The organism is Cupriavidus necator, from assembly GCF_016127575.1.
GTDB lineage: Bacteria > Pseudomonadota > Gammaproteobacteria > Burkholderiales > Burkholderiaceae > Cupriavidus > Cupriavidus necator_D.
In genome coordinates, this window is the sequence record NZ_CP066018.1 from 149,185 (window position 1) to 167,015 (window position 17,831).

Annotated in this window: 12 protein-coding genes; 4 read left to right on the top strand and 8 right to left on the bottom strand. The window is 67.0% G+C overall.

Annotated elements, in window-relative coordinates; genetic code table 11:
• Positions 1-40: 40 nt before the first annotated feature.
• Both I6H87_RS00730 and I6H87_RS00735 read left to right on the top strand, forming a co-directional pair.
• Positions 41-3,607: an indolepyruvate ferredoxin oxidoreductase family protein gene (locus tag I6H87_RS00730; protein WP_011614960.1), complete on the top strand. Its 3,567-nt coding sequence runs from the start codon at positions 41-43 to the stop codon at positions 3,605-3,607.
• A 71-nt stretch (positions 3,608-3,678) separates the two neighbouring features.
• Positions 3,679-4,659: a tripartite tricarboxylate transporter substrate binding protein gene (locus I6H87_RS00735; protein ID WP_011614959.1), complete on the top strand. Its 981-nt coding sequence runs from the start codon at positions 3,679-3,681 to the stop codon at positions 4,657-4,659.
• A gap of 36 nt (positions 4,660-4,695) precedes the next feature.
• Here I6H87_RS00735 and I6H87_RS00740 read toward each other — a convergent pair whose 3' ends face one another.
• Positions 4,696-6,426, bottom strand: coding sequence for a SulP family inorganic anion transporter (locus I6H87_RS00740; protein WP_010808932.1), 1,731 nt, complete (start codon positions 6,424-6,426; stop codon positions 4,696-4,698).
• Positions 6,427-6,719: 293 nt separating this feature from the next.
• On the opposite strand from I6H87_RS00740, the gene I6H87_RS00745 reads away from it, so the two are divergent.
• A complete protein-coding gene (locus I6H87_RS00745; protein WP_010808933.1) occupies positions 6,720-7,067 on the top strand; it encodes a hypothetical protein in 348 nt (115 codons plus the stop codon).
• Between the two features lie 85 nt (positions 7,068-7,152).
• On the opposite strand, the gene I6H87_RS00750 is transcribed toward I6H87_RS00745, so the two are convergent.
• Positions 7,153-10,656: a pyruvate carboxylase gene (locus I6H87_RS00750; protein ID WP_011614958.1), complete on the bottom strand. Its 3,504-nt coding sequence runs from the start codon at positions 10,654-10,656 to the stop codon at positions 7,153-7,155.
• Between the two features lie 200 nt (positions 10,657-10,856).
• Between I6H87_RS00750 and I6H87_RS00755 the strand changes: the two genes are divergently transcribed.
• Complete coding sequence (locus tag I6H87_RS00755) at positions 10,857-11,153, top strand: hypothetical protein (protein WP_011614957.1); 297 nt, start codon at positions 10,857-10,859, stop codon at positions 11,151-11,153.
• A gap of 127 nt (positions 11,154-11,280) precedes the next feature.
• On the opposite strand, the gene I6H87_RS00760 is transcribed toward I6H87_RS00755, so the two are convergent.
• The 6 genes from I6H87_RS00760 to I6H87_RS00785 all read right to left on the bottom strand — a co-directional run bounded on the left by I6H87_RS00760 (position 11,281) and on the right by I6H87_RS00785 (position 17,758).
• Positions 11,281-12,000 (bottom strand): glycine-rich domain-containing protein, encoded by a 720-nt coding sequence (locus I6H87_RS00760; protein ID WP_062804576.1) that lies wholly within the window; start codon positions 11,998-12,000, stop codon positions 11,281-11,283.
• A gap of 53 nt (positions 12,001-12,053) precedes the next feature.
• The gene (locus tag I6H87_RS00765; protein ID WP_041687249.1) at positions 12,054-15,461 is read right to left on the bottom strand and encodes a bifunctional diguanylate cyclase/phosphodiesterase; all 3,408 of its coding nucleotides are present in this window, start codon (positions 15,459-15,461) and stop codon (positions 12,054-12,056) included.
• A gap of 147 nt (positions 15,462-15,608) precedes the next feature.
• Positions 15,609-15,773 carry a YciI family protein gene (locus I6H87_RS00770; RefSeq protein ID WP_011614954.1) on the bottom strand — a complete coding sequence of 55 codons (165 nt, stop codon included), beginning with the start codon at positions 15,771-15,773 and terminating at the stop codon, positions 15,609-15,611.
• 23 nt (positions 15,774-15,796) lie between these two features.
• Positions 15,797-16,237: a nuclear transport factor 2 family protein gene (locus I6H87_RS00775; RefSeq protein ID WP_011614953.1), complete on the bottom strand. Its 441-nt coding sequence runs from the start codon at positions 16,235-16,237 to the stop codon at positions 15,797-15,799.
• A complete protein-coding gene (locus tag I6H87_RS00780; protein ID WP_010808940.1) occupies positions 16,230-16,949 on the bottom strand; it encodes an ABC transporter ATP-binding protein in 720 nt (239 codons plus the stop codon). The genes I6H87_RS00775 and I6H87_RS00780 overlap by 8 nt, the downstream gene beginning before the upstream one ends.
• A gap of 2 nt (positions 16,950-16,951) precedes the next feature.
• Positions 16,952-17,758, bottom strand: coding sequence for an ABC transporter ATP-binding protein (locus I6H87_RS00785; protein WP_011614952.1), 807 nt, complete (start codon positions 17,756-17,758; stop codon positions 16,952-16,954).
• Positions 17,759-17,831: the final 73 nt, after the last annotated feature.

Genomic DNA, 17,831 nt, shown 5'->3' on the forward strand with positions numbered 1-17,831 from the left:
GGCAGCCCCCGCTCAACCCTGTTTGCCTGAAATCGCCCCTATGAATGCTCCAATTCTCCCCGACGCGGCCCGGCAGGCCCTGCGAGCCGTGTCGATCGACGACAAGTACGCGCTGGACTCCGGCCGTGCCTACATGAGCGGCGTGCAGGCGCTGGTGCGCCTGCCGCTGCTGCAGCGCAAGCGCGATGCCGCGGCCGGCCACAACACCGCCGCCTTTATTTCCGGCTACCGCGGTTCACCCCTGGGCACCTATGACCAGGCGCTGTGGCAGGCAAAGAAGCATCTTGCCGACAACCACGTGGTCTTCAAACCCGGCGTCAACGAGGAACTCGGCGCCACGGCGGTCTGGGGCTCGCAGCAACTGGAGTTCGATACCGCCAGCAAGCGCTACGACGGCGTGTTCGGCATCTGGTATGGCAAGGGCCCCGGCGTCGACCGCAGCGGCGATGCGCTCAAGCATGCCAACCTCGCCGGCACCTCGCCGCTGGGCGGCGTGATCGCGCTCGCCGGCGATGACCACGTCTCCAAGAGCAGCACGCTGGCCCACCAGAGCGACCACACCTTCATGGCGTGCGGGCTGCCGGTGTTCTTCCCGTCCAATGTGCAGGACATCCTCGACCTGGGCGTGCATGCCCTGGCCATGAGCCGCTTCAGCGGGCTGTGGGCCGGCATGAAGACCGTGCAGGAGGTGGTGGAATCGGGCGCCTCCGTGACCACCGACTCGGATCGCGTGCACATCGTGCTGCCGGAAGACTTCACCCTGCCAGACGGCGGCCTGCATATCCGCTGGCCCGACGATCCGCTCGCGGCCGAGGCGCGCATGATGGAATTCAAGTGGCCGGCCGCGCTCGCCTATGTGCGCGCCAACCGCCTGAACCACAACGTGATCGAGGGATCCAACGACCGCCTTGGCATCATCGCCAGCGGCAAGGCCTACAGCGACACGCGCCAGGCCCTGCTCGACCTTGGGCTTGACGATGCCACCTGCCGCGCGCTCGGCGTCCGGCTGCACAAGGTCAGCGTGGTATGGCCGCTGGAGCCCGACAGCGTGCGCGACTTTGCGCGCGGGCTGCGCGAGATCCTGGTGGTCGAGGAAAAGCGTCCCGTGATCGAGCAGCAGTTGAAGGACGAGCTGTACCACTACCCACCCACCTCCCGCCCGGCCGTCTTTGGCAAGTACCACCACGCCGACGGCGCCGGCGGCGAATGGAGCCACCGCAAGCCGGCCGAGGACTGGCTGCTGCGCGCCAAGGCCGATCTCTCTCCCGCGCTGGTGGCCAAGGCCATCGCGCAGCGGCTCAAGGCGCTGGGCGTGCCGGCCGACGTGGCCGCGCGCATGGACGTGCGCCTGCAGGAAATCGACGCCAAGGAACGCGCCACCGCCCAGGGCGATGCGCGCGCCACCGACCGCCTCCCGTGGTTCTGCCCGGGCTGCCCGCACAACACCAGCACCCGCGTGCCGGAAGGCTCGGTCGCGACGGCTGGCATCGGCTGCCATGGCATGGTGGTGTGGATGGACCGCTCGACCACCTCATGGTCGCAGATGGGCGGCGAAGGCGTGCACTGGATGGGCCAGGCACCCTTCAGCAAGCGCACCCATATGTTCGCCAACCTGGGCGACGGCACCTACAACCACTCCGGCCTGCTGGCGGTGCGCCAGTCGATCCACGCCGGCGTGAACCTGACCTACAAGATCCTGTTCAACAGCGCCGTGGCCATGACCGGCGGCCAGCCGGTGGACGGCCAGCTCGATGTACCGGCGATGTCACGTGAACTGGCCGCTGAAGGCGCCCGGCAGATCATCGTTGTCACGGACGAGCCGGGCAAGTACAAGGGTGTCGACGACCTCGCAGCCGGCGTCACCGTGCGCCACCGCGACGAACTCGATACCGTGCAGCGCGAGCTGCGCGAGGTGTCCGGCGTGACCGTGATCATCTACGACCAGGCCTGCGCCACCAAGAAGCGCCGCGAGCGCAAGCGCGGCACCATGATCGATCCGGCCAGGCGCGTGGTCATCAACGAGCTGGTGTGCGAAGGTTGCGGCGATTGCTCCGTGCAAAGCAACTGCCTGGCGGTGCAGCCGGTCGAGACCGACTTCGGGCGCAAGCGCAAGGTCAACCAGGACACCTGCAACAAGGACTTCTCCTGCACCAAGGGCTTCTGCCCGAGCTTTGTCACGGTCGAAGGCGGCCAACTGAAGAAGCCCGCCACCACCGCGAGCGGCCGCGCCACGCCCCCGGCCATCCCGATGCCCACGCTGCCGGACGCCGGCAAGCCGCGGCGCATCGTGGTGGCGGGGATCGGCGGCACCGGCATCGTCACCATCGGCGGCGTGCTGGGCATGGCCGCCCACCTCGAAGGCAAGGGCGTGATCACCCAGGACGCGACCGGCATGGCGCAGATGGGCGGGGCCACCTGGAGCCACATCCAGATCGCCGCCAGCCCGGACGCCCTGCATGCGAGCCGCGTCGACATGGCAATGGCCGACCTGGTGATCGCCTGCGATACCGTGGTCGCGGCCAGCAAGACCTCGCTGGCCGCGATGTCGCCGGCACGGACCTATGTGGTGCTGAACAGCCATATCACCCCCACCGCGGCTTTTGTCCGCAACCCCGACTGGGATCCCCAGGTCGGCGAGGCCGTGGGCAGGATCGCCCAGTCCGTCGGCAAGGGCCAGCTCGCCGGCTTCGACGCCGAACAGGTGGCGAAGCAGCTGCTCGGCCAGTCGATCTACGCCAACCTGCTGCTGCTCGGCTATGCCTGGCAGAAAGGCAAGGTCCCGCTGTCGCACGCGGCCCTGATGCGCGCCATCGAACTCAACGGCGTGCAGGTCGACAGCAACAAGGCGGCCTTCGAATGGGGCCGGCTGTGCGCCCACGATATGTCGAAGATACCCGCGCAGCCGGCCGGCTCGCAGGTGATCCAGTTCGTGCGCAAGGTGCCGGTGGAGGAACTCATGAAGAAGCACGCCGAATTCCTGACCGGCTACCAGAACCGGACCTACGCGGCGCAATACGAGTCGTTTGTCGGACGCGTAAAGGCGGCGGAATCGGTCGTCGGCGGCACCCGGCTGACCGAAGCCGTGGCCCGCTCGCTGTTCAAGCTGATGGCCTATAAAGACGAATATGAGGTGGCTCGCCTGCATACCGGAGCCGCATTCCGCCAGCAGATCGCGTCGATGTTCGAAGGCAAGGTCCGGCTGGTGCACCACCTGGCCCCTCCCCTGTTTGCGCGGAAGAGCCAGGCCGGCGAACTGGTCAAGGGCACCTATGGCCCGTGGATGCGCACCGCATTCGGTGTACTGGCCCGCTTCAAGGGCCTGCGCGGCACGGCATTCGATCCTTTCGGCTACACCCTGGAGCGCAAGGAGGAGCGGGCCCTGATCGGTGAATACCGGCGCAGCGTGGAAGCCTTGCTGCCGGCACTTTCCGCGCAAAAGCTCGAGCTGGCGCTGGAGATTGCCCGGCTGCCGCAGGAGATCCGCGGCTACGGCCACGTCAAGGCGCGCAACCTGGCGGCCACGCGCACGCGCTGGGAGCGGCTGATGGCGCAATGGCATCAAGGGAGCGCAAAGCCGGGACAAATCAAAGCTACTGAAGCGGCATAAACCAAAGACTGAACCAACGAAAGCCCCGTCACCTTCACCGGGGCCCGTCAGAGACAGCGAGGAGACAACAGATGAAATCCGTATTGAACCGTTTTGGCCGTACCCTGGGCGCGATCGCATTGGCTGCCTGCGCCACCAGCGCGCTGGCACAAGGCGGATATCCCAACCGGCCAATCCGCATCATCGTGCCGTGGCCGGCAGGCGGCGGCGTCGATGCCGTCACCCGCACGGTGGCCGAGAAGATGACCGCCAGCCTCGGGCAGCAAGTCGTGGTCGACAACCGCCCCGGGGCGACCGGCAATATCGGCGCCGGCATGGGCGCCAAGGCGGCGCCGGATGGCTACACGCTGCTGGTCGCCAGCGCGCCGATGGCGATCAACGCCAGCCTGCATAAGAACCTGCCCTTCGACATGGGCAAGGACTTCGCGCCGCTGGGGCTGATGGCAAGCTCGCCGTACATGTTGGTGGTCAACCCGTCCGTGGGCGGCTCGGTCAAGGAACTGGTGGCACGGGCCAAGGCGGAGCCCGGCAAGCTCAGCTATGCCTCGCCCGGCCCGGGCACCCAGCAGAACGTGATCAGCGAGGTGTTCAAGGAAACCGCGCATATCAACGTCGTGCACGCGCCGTACAAGGGCGGACCCCAGGCGCTGACCGACATGGTGGGAGGCCATATCCACATGATGTTCCACGGCGTGCCGGCGGTGATGCCGTTCGTCAAGGGCGGCCAGCTCAAGGGCATCGCCGTGGCCAGCAAGCAGCGGCTGCCGTTGTTCCCCGACGTGCCGACCATGGCGGAAGCCGGCTTCCCGGGCATAGAAGCCAGCGAATGGTATGGCCTGGTCGCGCCTGCCGGCACGCCCAGGGAGATCGTTGCGCTGCTGAGCAAGGAAATCGACAAGGCGCTGAATGCGCCAGGTGTGCGCCAGCAGCTTGTCAGCAAGGGCTATGAGCCGGCCAGCCAGAGCTCTCCGGACCAGTTTGCGACGTTCATGGCGGCAGAGCAGAAGAAATGGGCGCTCGCCATCAAGCAGACCGGGTTCCGGCTGGAGTAGCCGGCGCGCGGCGCAACCAGCCTGGACCGTAACGGTTCAGGCTGGCTTGTCGACGTAGTCATCCACCGCACTGCCCACCGTGGGGTGGAAGTTCTTGTCGCCGATCGCTTCCATCAGCTCGAAGCGCTTGAGCTTGTCGCGCACCGGGTCCTTCATCTCGGCAAAATGCAGCGCGATGCCGCGCTCGCGCAGGATGCCGCTCAGTTCACGCAGCATGTCGGCCGAGGTGACGTCGACGCTGGTCACCGGTTCGGCCGCCACCACCACCCTGCGCACGGGTGTCGGCGATTCGTCGATCGCTTCCATCAGCCGCGCCTGGAACAGCTCGGCATTGGCGAAGAACAGCGGCGCATCCCAGCGGAACAGCAGCAGCCCGTCGATGCGCTCGGCATCCGGGTAGCGCTTGGTGTCGTGGTAGCCGCGCAGGCCCTCGACACGGCCGAGCACGGCATAGTGTGGCCGCCAGCCGTCCCACAGGAATTCGATCACTGCAAGGACCACGGCCAGGATGATCCCCGGGATCGCCCCGAACACGGCAACCGCGGCAAAGCAGACCATCGACAGCCAGAACTCCCACTGCTGGATGCGGTAGATGCGCTTCAGGTCCGCGAACTCGAACAGGCCTATGGCCGCCGCGATCACCACCGCCGCCAGTGCGCTGTTTGGCAGGTACTGCAGCAGGTTGGGCGCGAACATCAGCAGCAGCGCCACGGCCAGTGCGCCCACGACTCCGGTGAGCTGGGTCTTCGCGCCCGCGGCTTCGGCCACCGGCGTACGGGACGCGCTGCTGCTGATCGGAAAGCCCTGGAAGAATCCCGCGGCCAGGTTGGCGGCGCCCAGGCCGACCATCTCCTGGTTCGGGTCGACCCGGGTGTTGGTGCGCGCGGCAAAGGTGCGCGACAGCACGCTGGTATCCGCGAACGAGATCAGCGCGACGGCAATGCCGCCCAGCAGGATCGCAACCAGGTCCGCGCCACTGACCCAGGGCACGACAAAGCCCGGCAGCCCTTGCGGGGTCTTGCCCAGCACTTTCACCCCGTTCTGGTCGAGATCGAACATGCTGACGGCCACCGTCGCGACGATCACGGCAATCAGGATGCCGGGCACGCGCTCGAAGCGCTTCAGCAACAGGATCAGCACCAGGCTGCCCGCGCCGACCGCAAAGCTGTACCAGTTGGTCTCGCCGCCCAGGATCGCCCGGCCGAGGCTGATCATCTCCCGCAGCGGGCCGGCGTCTTCGATCGAGATGGCGAACAGCTTGGGCAACTGGCTGACCAGCACGGTGAGCGCGATCCCGTTCATGTAGCCGTAGCGGATCGGCTTGGACAGCAATTCGGTAATGAACCCCAGCCGCAACAGCCCCATCACGATGCAGACCACGCCCGACACGATCGCCATCATGCTGGCCACCATGACCGCGCGCCCCGGATCGCCGCCGGAGACCTGCAACACCACCGCCAGGATTGGCGCCGCCAGCGCCGAATCCGGCCCCAGCACGAGGATCCGGCTCGGGCCAAGCAGGGCATACACCAGCAGCGGGACCATGGTGGCGTAGAGCCCGTAGACACCGGGCACGCCGGAGGCCTCGGCGTAGGCGATGCCGACCGGCACCAGCATGGTCGTGAGCACCAGACCGGCGGCGAGGTCTTTCGGCAGCCAGGCCGGCTGATAGTTCTTCAACACCAGCAGTCCCGGGAGCCAGCGCAACCATCCGGGTGCCTTGTCGACTTCGCGCTGCGCGGCGGGGGTCAGGTTCTGGGGCTGCATGGGTCGAGTTATGCCCTGGGCAGGCAAGGAGTATGCATCGACTATAGGAGGTCGCGCTTCGACAAATGTGCATCGAAGCAAAGAAAAAAGGGATTTTGGATTGCGCTGGCGGCACCAGGCCGAGGCTCCCGCGAGCCGCTCCGATGCTGCATCGCAACACCTCCTCGTGCTGCCACGCTGCCTGCGCAGGTCTGCGCGCTGTCGACAACCATCAGTTTCTGACAATCCCGCGACGGGCACATATGATGGTTGTCTGGCGGGCATGCCCGTTATCCATCACCGGGGAGAGAACGATGCCGATATCCAAGAGATGCCTGGTAGCCGGCCTGGTGGCACTGGGCTGCGCCTCGGCGGCGCTGGCGCAGCGCGCATCGACCGAGGGTGCCGCGAGCGCCATATCGGATGCCGTTCAGGGCGGGACCAATCCCTATCGCCCCCCGTCGGCCGCCACCCAGGATCCCGAAGAGGCCGCACGCGCGAAGTGCGAGGAGCTGAAGGAGCAGTACAACGCCACATCAAAAAGGCGTTCGTACCATTCCGCCCCGGGCACGCAGAACGCGCAGGGCCGGACCATCCCCAAGATCGAACGCGACAAGACGCGCAAGCAACTGCAGCAGGCGTACCGCGACAATTGCACGTAGCCGGGATCTGTCTGATCGGCGTGGTGGAAGTGGCGGACGGTTCGCTGCAGGATGCAAATCGGAGCCTGCGCCCTGCCGGCCAACGTCAGCCCTTCAGTTCGATCAGCAGATCCTTCGCCGCCACGCGATCCCCCTGCTGAACATGGACTGCGGCGATCTCGCAGTCCCGCTCCGCCGCGATATGGGTTTCCATCTTCATCGCCTCCAGCGCCAGCAGCGTCGTGCCCGCGGCCACGCGCTGCCCCGGCTGCACCGCCACCGTCACGATCGAGCCCGGCATGGGCGCGGCGACATGCAGCGGATTGTCGGGTTCGGCAACCGGACGGCCATGGCGCGCTGCCGCCGCTTGCGTGGTGCTGCGCTGCTCGACCAGCGTGGTGCGCGACTGCCCGTTCAGCTCGAACTGGACCTTGATGACACCCTCTTCGGCATCGGGGTGCGTGCCTTGCAGCGAGACCAGCAGGGTCTTGCCGGCAGCGATGTCGATCGCCACTTCTTCCTGCGGCTGCAGGCCGTACAGGTATGCCGGCGTGGGTACCACCGAGGTGTCGCTGTAGTTGCGCACATGCGCGTGGTACTCGCCGGCCTGCTTCGGGTACATCAGGTACGAAGCCAGCTGGCGGTCGTCGAGCGGCTGCTCGCACGCCGCTTCGGCCGCGGCGCGCGCCGCGTCGAGGTCGACCGGCGGGATCTGGTCGCCGGGCCGGTACGGCACGGGCGGCTCGCCGCGCAGCACCTTGCGCGACAGTTCCGCGGGGAAGCCGTCCGGCGGAAAGCCCAGCTCGCCCTTGAACAGCGACACCACCGATTCAGGGAAGGCAGTCTCCCTGGCGGGATCGCACACATCGGCGGCGCTCAGGTCGTTGGCCACCATCATCAAGGCCAGGTCGCCGACCACCTTGGACGTCGGCGTCACCTTGACGATGTCGCCAAACATCTGGTTGACCTCGGCATAGGCCCGCGACACCTCGGTCCAGCGATGCTCGATGCCGAGCGAGCGCGCCTGCTCGCGCAGGTTGGTGTACTGGCCGCCGGGCATCTCGTGGCGGTACACGTCGGCGGTGCCGGCGCGGATTTCGGATTCGAACGGCGCGTAGTAGCGGCGCACCCCTTCCCAGTACATCGACGCCTCGTGCAGGCGCTCCAGGCTGAGGCCGGGATCGCGCTCGCTGCCGGCCAGGGCCGCGGCGATGCTCGACAGGTTGGGTTGCGAGGTCAGCCCGCTCATGGCGTCGAGCGCGCCGTCGACCGCATCGCAGCCGGCCTCGATCGCGGCCAGCGCCGAAGCGGCCGAGATGCCGCTGGTATCGTGGGTATGGAAATGCACCGGCAGCCCGGTCTCTTCCTTGAGCGCCCTGACCAGTGCCGCCGCGGCCTGCGGACGGCAGATGCCGGCCATGTCCTTGATGCCCAGCACGTGCACGCCGGCCTGCTTCAGCTCGCGCGCGATGCCTACGTAGTACTTCAGGTCGTATTTGGCGCGCGACTTGTCGAACAGGTCGCCGGTATAGCAGATCGCGCCTTCGCACAGCGCGCCGCTCTCGCCGACAGCATCGATCGCCACGCGCATGTTGCGCACCCAGTTCAGTGAATCGAACACGCGGAACACATCCACGCCGGCGCTGGCCGCCTGGCGCACGAAGAAGCGCACCACGTTGTCCGCATAATTGGTGTAGCCAACCGCGTTGGAGCCGCGCAGCAGCATCTGGAACAGCACGTTGGGAACGCGCTCGCGCAGTTGCTCAAGGCGCTGCCACGGGTCTTCCTTGAGGAAGCGCAGCGCCACGTCGAAGGTGGCGCCGCCCCAGCACTCCAGCGAGAACAGCTGCGACAGTTCGCGCGCATAGAACGGCGCGATCGGCAGCATGTCGGCGGTGCGCATGCGCGTGGCGAACAGCGACTGGTGCGCGTCGCGCATGGTGGTATCGGTCAGCAGCACCTGCTTCTGCTCCAGCATCCAGCGCGAGAACTTCTCCGCGCCCAGCTCGCGCAGCCGGTCGCGCGTACCGTAGGGCAGCGCGCCGCCGGTGTCGAAGGCGGGCAGCACCGGTGCGGGCAGCGGCAGCGATGGCAGCGTGCGGCCGCTCATCTCCGGGTGCCCGTTGACGCTGACCTCGCCCAGGTAGCGCAGCAGCTTGGTGGCGCGGTCCAGGCGCTTGGTGAACGCCAGCAGTTCCGGCGTCAGGTCGATAAAGCGCGTGGTGACGTCGCCGGACCGGAACGAGGGATGGTTGATGACGTTCTCGAGGAACTGCAGGTTGGACGCGACGCCGCGGATGCGGAACTCGCGCAGCGCGCGGTCCATGCGCCGGATCGATTCGGGCGCGGTCGGCGCCCAGGTGGTAACCTTGACCAGCAGCGAATCGTAGTACGGCGTGATCACCGCGCCGCCGTAGGCGGTGCCGGCGTCCAGGCGCACGCCGAAGCCGGCCGCGCTGCGGTAGGCAGTGAGGCGGCCGTAGTCCGGCAGGAACCCGTTCTCCGGGTCCTCGGTGGTGATCCGGCATTGCAGCGCGTGACCGTTGAGCGAAATCGCTTCCTGCACCGGCACGCCCGCGGCGCGCACGACGATCTCGCCGTTCTCATTGCGCGTGTTCTCGGTCATGCCGAGATGGCCGCCTTCGGTCACGCGGATCTGCGCCTTGACGATATCGATCCCGGTGACCATCTCCGTGACCGTGTGCTCGACCTGGATGCGCGGATTGACCTCGATGAAGTAGAACTGGCCGGAGTCGGCATCCATCAGGAACTCGACCGTACCGGCATGCGTGTAGCCGACCGCGCGCATCAGCCGCAGGGCCGATTCGCACAGCGCGGCCCGGCCGGCATCGTCGAGGTATGGCGCGGGCGCCCGCTCCACCACCTTCTGGTTGCGCCGCTGCACGGTACAGTCGCGCTCATAGAGATGCACGAGGTTGCCGTGCGTGTCGCCGAGCACCTGCACTTCGACATGGCGCGCGTTGCGCACCAGCTTCTCGACATACACCTCGTCGTTGCCGAACGCAGCCAGCGCCTCGCGCCGCGCCGCGGCGAGCGCCCCCTCAAGGTCCTGCTCGCGTTCCAGGACCCGCATGCCGCGTCCGCCGCCGCCCCAGCTTGCCTTGAGCATCAGCGGATAGCCGATGCCGGCGGCGAGGCGCTTGCACGTGTCCAGGTCATGCGGCAGCGGATCGGTTGCCGGCATCACCGGCACGCCCGCGTCGATCGCCGCGTTGCGCGCCGCCACCTTGTTGCCAAGCTTGCGCATGACCTCGGGCGACGGGCCGATCCAGCGGATACCCGCGTCGATCACGGCCTGCGCGAAGTCCGGGTTCTCTGAAAGGAAGCCATAGCCCGGATGAATGGCGTCGACCTTCGCCTGCCTGGCAATGCGCAGGATATCGTCGATGTCGAGGTAAGCCGCCAGTGGCTTCTTGCCCTCGCCGACCAGGTAGCTCTCATCGGCCTTGAAGCGATGGAGCGCGAGCCGGTCTTCCTTCGAATAGATTGCCACCGTGCGCACGTTCATCTCGGCGGCCGCGCGCATCACGCGGATCGCGATCTCGGAACGGTTGGCAATCAGCAGGGAGCGGATAGGGGCGTAGTCCATGGGATGCAGGGAAGCGAACCAGCCGCGCGCAACCGCCACGGCAGGATCAGGTGATCGGGGATGCAGCACGGGCGCAAGGCTTGCCCGGGCTGCTAGTCGTATTGGGCAAATGGGACGTGCGAGTCCATCCAGTCATAGTGCGCCGATGCAGCGGCCCACGCCCAGTTGGCCCGCTTTGGCGACTGCTGGTCCCGATCGCCATGCTCGCTTCGGTTCTGGCCGGCAAGTGGCTGATCGCCGTCCCCGGCAAGCTCGCGGCTGTGCGCGCGGGCTCCGATTCTTCCGTAGTACATCGTGGTGCCTTCCTCATCAAGACCAGGTTCGCCTGCCCACGACGCAGCGCGATGCAGGGCGACGGCAGGTTTGCAGGCACGATGAAATACGCGCCCGCCCCGTCCTGCTGCCGCAAGAACCGGGCCACGGCCGGTTCAGGCACCATCCCTTTGATTTGGCAGAAGATTTTCTTCCGAGGCCGGCTTAACGAATTTCAGAAATGAAATTTTTCATTTCATGGGTGCCGCGGCCAATGCGCGATGCAGCACCTGTGCCTCGCGGCAACCGGGAGGGCCGGCGTGGGCAACGTGGCCAGGCTGACGACGCCCGCCCGGCCACGAATGCAGGCCTTCAGCAGGCCGCGGCCTGGGGCGAAGCCAGTGCGCAGTATGCGGGGGCGCCGGCCGTGGCAATGCGGGCGCAGTACGCCGGCTCTTCCGCCCTGGCGATACGTGCGCAATACGCGGGCTCTTCCGCCCTGGCCATGCGCGCGCAGTACGCAGGTTCGTCCGTCCTGGCGATGCGTGCACAGTACGCGGCCTCTTCCGCCTTGGCCATGCGTGCGCAGTACGCGGCCTCTTCCACCTTGGCCATGCGCGCGCAGTACGCCGGTGCCTCCGTCCTGGCAATGCGTGCGCAGTACGCGGGCTCGTCGGCCGCTGCCCGGGCACAATATGCGGCAGACGTCAGCGGGCTGCCGAATTCGCGCATGCTCAGCGCATCGCTCGCAGCGGCCATTTGCAGGAGGCGGGCCTCGTCCTCCGGACCGTCGATGCCAACGTAGGGGTCATGGTGAAGGACATAGCCGAAGATGCGCTCGCAATCGCTCGCATAGCGCCTGGTGTCCAGGATGTGGGCATGCCAGAAGGCATCCACCTGCTCGCTGGGGACGACGGGCGTGTCCGGATGCTTCGCCGCCAGCTTGAGGAATTGCCGGTAGCCGCTCTCCGCCTGCTCCAGCGATTCCGGCGACCAATGCGCATGCTTCTGATGCAGCAGCTTGGCCTTCATCCTGGAAAAGTCCAGGGCGTCGATGGCCTGCCACATGATTTCAATAGTACGGTCCTGCATGATCTAGCTCCCTGTTATTGGACTGCTTAAGCACGCACCGGACTGACGGGCAGTCAGGCGCGCATCGGTTGCGGTCCATGCTCGAGAGCGGGACCGTTCTCCATGCGGCTGGCCAGGAAGGCAGTGATCTTCGCCGGCGGCAGCGGATGGCTGAAGTAGTAGCCCTGCACTTCGTCGCAGCCTTCGCGGCGCAGGAACTCGAGTTGCACCTCGTTCTCCACGCCTTCGGCGACCACTTCGAGGCCAAGCCGGTGGCCAAGGCCGATCACCGCGCTGGTAATCTGCGTGTCGCTGCGGCTTTCCGGTATGTAGCGGACGAAGCTGCCGTCGATCTTGACCGTATCGATCGGGAAGCGGCTCAGGTAGGCGAGCGAGGAGTAGCCAGTGCCGAAGTCGTCGATCGCCAGCCGGACACCGGTGCGCTTCAGGCGCGAGAGCCAGCTGGACGCCTGTTCGGCATCGCGCATGACCATGCTCTCGGTGAGTTCAAGCTCCAGCAGGTTGCCGGGCAGCCCGGCTTGCCGCAGGGCATCGATGATGGTCAGCCTGAGCGACTTGTCGGCGAACTGCCGTGCCGAAAGATTGACTGAAACACGCACCGGCGGCAGTCCCTGCGCGCGCCATGCGGCATTCTGCCGGCACGCTTCGCGCAGGGCCCAGGCACCGATCTCGACAATGGCGCCGCTCTGCTCCGCGAAGGGAATGAAATCTCCGGGCATGACCAGGCCGAGTTCCGGGTGGCGCCAGCGGATCAGTGCCTCGACCGCCGTGCACGCTCCCGACGCGAGCGCAATGCGCGGCTGGTAGTAGAGGATGAATTCGTCCTGCTCGAGCGCGCGGTGCAGGTGCGACTCCATGTCGATGCGCCGCTGCAGCGACGCGCTCATGCCCCGGCAGTAGAACTGGTAGCCGTTCTTGCCGAGCTGCTTGGCACCATACATGGCCAGGTCGGCATGCTTGAGCAGGGTCTGCCAGTCGCTGCCGTCCTCGGGGAAGGAACTGATGCCGATGCTTGCCGTCATGCGCAGTTCCGACTCGTTGACGACGAAGCCTGGCGCGAGCGCAGCCTGGATCCGGGCAATGGTCCGGTCCAGGATCGTCGAATCGCCCTTGGGGTCCAGCAGCACGACGAATTCATCGCCGCCGAAGCGGGTGATCAGCTCCACCTCCTCCAGGCTGCCGCGCAACCGGTCGGCCATCTCGCGCAGCACGATGTCGCCGGCATTGTGGCCGATGGTGTCGTTCACGACCTTGAATTCGTCCAGGTCCACGAAGATGACATGCAGGGCCTGGCCGCTGGCGCGGGCACGGGTCAGCGCCTGCTCGAACTCGGCCTTGAACATGAGGCGGTTGGGCAGCCCGGTAAGGGCATCGTGATTGGCGATGAAGCGCAGGTTTTCCTCGGCCTGGCGCCGCAGCAGGAAGTGCCCGGTCTGATTGGCAATGCCGCTCGCCATCGCGAGCGCATGCGTATCGGGGCTGCGCTTGCTGCGGGAATAGAGTTCGACCACGCCGAGGCTCACGTGGCCCCGGCTCAGCGGGAAGGCGAACACCGTCCGGATACCGCCCGCGTCGAGCCACCTGGCTTGCGGATGCCGGGCCATCGCGCTGCGGCTTGCATACCATTGCGGCGCCGGCAAGACCGCGGCGCCGGCCGGCCCTGCAGGGCGCTCGGCGAGCCACGGCTGCAGCGTCTTGACGCGGGCCAGGTAGACCGGCGGCAGCTTCAGCCCCTGGCTGTCATCGCCCGGCCAGAAGGCACCGGCCTCCCAGTCCATGCCTTCGAGCAGCGTGTGGACAATCCCCTCCAACACCTCGATCTCGCTGGTGGCGGTGGCCAGGTGCAGGGCAATCTGGTGTTCCTGCGTCCTGGCCTGCTCGGCGGACCTGCGCTGGCTGATGTCCTGCGCGGTGCCCCGCAGCACTGCGCTGTCCGGCGCTCCATGCGCGTGGCCGATCAGGTGCAGCCAGCCCCGGCGTCCGCGCCGCGACCGGTACGGGCACTCGAACTCGAACGGCTGGCGATCCTGCAGGGCTGTCCGCATCCTTTCCCGCAGCACGGCGCGATGGCCGGCGTCGATCGCCTGGAACAGCGCTTCCGGAGTCGGCTTGTCGCCGCGCAAGCCTAGCAGGCGCGCCATTTCCTGGGAAAAGTGCGCGATGTCCTGGTCCAGGTCGATGCGCCAGTCGCCCAGGTGGGCAATCTGCTGCGCCTCGGCAAGCGCGGCCTGGCTGTCGCGCAGGCTGTGCGTCATCTGGTCGGCCACGGCCACGGCGCGCGCGCGCGAACTCGACAACGCGTAGGCCAGCCACCCCAGCAGCACGCTGATGATCAGGCCGGAAATCACCACCAGCCCCGGCAGGTAGCGCTGCGGACCACTGATGGCCTTGGCATCGGCAGCAAACGCAATCACCCAGCGCCGTCCGCCGAAATTCCGCACCACGCTCTTGGCCAGGTCATGCTGGCCCGGGGCCGCCTGGGCGTCCGCCAGTGCGGTCGCGCCATGCGCGGCACTGGCGTGGACGGTGCTGCCGCCAGCAACCCGGCTGCGTTCCCTGGCCGCCAGGCCGGTCACGCTGTCATAGAGCAGGTTGGCTGCAGAGAGCGGAACCGCCGCCTGCGCGAAGTCTCCGGCATCATGCACGCGGAACCGGATCCGGCGCAGGTTCTCATTGCTGACCAGGTCCTTCAGCAGGTCGTCCACCCGGATCCCCGCGCCAACCGAGCCGACATAGGCGCGCCGGCGCGCTTCCACGGAATCCAGGTCGGGCACCTTGCGGTACACCGGCAGGCGCAGCGCGATGCCCACATGCGGGTTCTTTGCCTCGCTGAAGATCAGGCGCCCGCTGCTGACTGGCTGCCCGGTATCGCGCGCGCGTTCCAGCGCGGCCAGGCGGCGTGGCTCGGCGCCCATGTCGATGCCGATCGACGCCAGGTTGAGGGCGAGCGGTTCGACATAGGTCAGCACGAAATGCCCCGGCCGCTGGCCGGGAGGGCGGACGTTGAACGTCACGCCGGCCTCGCGCAGGATCGGATCGCTGCGCTGCCGGGCGACAAAGGCGTCGATCTCGGCCGCCGGCACGTAGGGCGCGTAGTTCAGCGTCTGGAAACCGGGATAGCGCTGCGGCAGGTTCAAGCCGCTGACGAAATCGCGAAACTCGCCGCGCGAGACATGGTCGCTGGCGCCGAACAGCGCCTGCATGGTCACCAGAACATCGGTATAGAGGCGGATCCGTGTATCGATCTGCTGGATCACGTCGCCGGTATCGTTCTCAAAACGCAGGCGGACGTCCTTCTCAAGCAGGTCGGTGCAGAACGCATAGACGACAGCCGTCGTCATCACGCCAAGCAGCAAGGTGCCCGCGGTGATGGTGCGCGACCCAAGGCGTCCAAGCGGGCGCAGCGCGCGCGCAAGCGTCTGGCGCAAGATTGTTTCCCCCCGGATGTCGATGGCAACCATGCGGCTGAACGGCCGTCACCAACGACTGATGCTAATAGTGCACTTATTGGCTGGGGTTCCATGCGAAACCCACGCTCTTATATGTCTTAACAATCTATAACAAGCGGCGAAAAACGGGCCCTGATTTTCGCGGCGCAAATCCCCAACTTAAGTGGGGTGGCAGTTCTGCGAGATATGGAGATGAACATTCAGGTTCAGCCCCAGGGTGGCAAGTGTCGCGCTGCGGTGCGCGTCATGGCTTGCCAGCCGGCGCGGCAGCGCGTCGGCATGGTCCAGGCAATGGATGATGAAGTACGTGTCGTCCGGGTCCATCGGTGCTGCTCCGCATGCTGCCGTCAAGAGGCTACGGGCACGGGCGGCGCGCTCGCGGCCGGCATCGGCGTCGAGGCCCAGGCCAGCATCTGCCACGCGCCCTGATGGCGCCTCCACACGCTGAGAAAGCGGTTGTCGAGCGCGCGCTCCGTCCCGTCGACCACGGCCCTGAGCAGGGCCTTGCCCTGCATCACGGCCATGTCGCCGTAGACCGCCTGCCCCACCTCCGCCAGGCTCGCTTGCAGGTAGCGCACCCGCCCGCTGCGGATCGAGCCAAGGTACTCCGCCTTGCTCTCGCGCAATGCCGAGGAGTGCGTATAGGAAAGCTCGTCGGCCAGCAGGGCATCGAGCGCAGCCAGGTCGCCGGACAGCATGGCGCGATAGCGCGCCTGATCGGCTTGCGTGAGTGCGGCAAGGTCCGCGGCTTCGCCCAATGCCATCGTCGTGGTCTCCAGGTCAGCCATGAAGGTAAGCCTTCACCAGGGTCTTGTCGTTCAGCAGCGCCTGCCATTCGCCGCGCCGGACTTCATGGATCACGCGCCCCACTGACAGCACGTAGGCGCGATCCGTCATGTCCGCGGCGATCGCCACGCTTTGTTCGACCAGCAAGATGCTCAGCCCGCGCGCGCGCAGCTGGTTCAGCACCGCCAGGATCTCCTTGACGATGCGGGGCGCCAGGCCGGTGGTGAGTTCATCCATGATCAGCAGGTCGGGCTGGAGCAACAGCGCGCGCGCGATCGCCACCATCTGCTGCTGCCCCCCGGACAGCAGCCCGACCGCGCTGTCGGCACGTTCGCGCAGCAGCGCAAACAGATCGCATACATCGTCATAGGTGTAGCGCAGCGCGCCGCCGCGGGCGCGCTTGCCGGCCTGCTCGGCCAGGCGCAGGTTGTCGCGCACCGACAGCTCGGCAAACAGGTTGCGGTTTTCCAGCACTACGCCGATGCCATGCCTGAAGCGGCGATGCCCGGGGACATGGCCGATCTCCGCCCCGTCCTTGACGATGCTGCCGGCCATCGGCCGGATCAGGCCGGCCAGCGTGCGCACCAGCGCGGTCTTGCCGGCGCCGTTGGCGCCCACCACCGCCACCGCCTCGCCCGGCGCGACCGTCATGTCGACATCGTGCAGCACCGGCACCGCGCCGTAACCGGCGCGCAGGCCTTTCACGTTCAGCATGGTCAGACTCCCAGATAGGCTTCACGCACGCGCGGATCGGCCTGCACCTCGTGCAGCGCCCCGCTGGCGATGATTTCACCGTAATAGAGGACATGGGCCGTACCGCAGATCGTCATCAGCCCCATGTCGTGCGAGACCAGCAGGATGGTCATGCCCTCCTGGTGCAGGCGCACGATCCATGCGCGCAGCAGTTCGATCTCTTCGCTGTTCAGCCCCGACGACGGCTCGTCCAGCAACAGCAGTTCCGGATTGCCGATGCAGGCACGCGCCAGTTCGACGATGCGCCGCTGGCCCGCCGGGAGGGTGCCGGCCCGGTGCTGCAGCAAGCGCTCCAGCCCGAATTTGCCGGCGCATGCCAGCGCGGCGTCGTGCATGGCCGCCAGCTCGCGGCGCGACGCCGGCGTGCGCAGCATCGCCTGCAGCACGCCAGCGTGGGTGGCCTTGTGGCAGCCTGCCATCAGGTTCTCGAGCACGGTCATGTGCTCGAACACCTGTGGCGTCTGGAAGGTGCGCACCAGGCCGGCGCGGCTGCGCTGCTGGACGGTGTCGGCGGTGATGTCCCGCCCCGCCAGCGACACCTTGCCCCCCTTCGGGCGCAGAAAGCCGGAGACGATATTGAAGCAGGTGGTCTTGCCGCTGCCGTTCGGACCGATCAGGCCGACGATATGGCCGGCCGGCACGTCGAAGCTGACATTGCGCAGCACCTCCAGCCCGCCGAAGCTGTGCGCGACCGCGTCGAGGCGCAGTAATGCCTGCGCCGGGCGCACGGCTTGTGGCGCCGTGCCAAAAGCAGGAACGGGATGGTTCATCAGACTTGCTCCGAAAAACCTCGCCCTTCAGGGCGGGGAGTGAAAGGAGTGCTGCCGGCAGCAAGCAATCCCA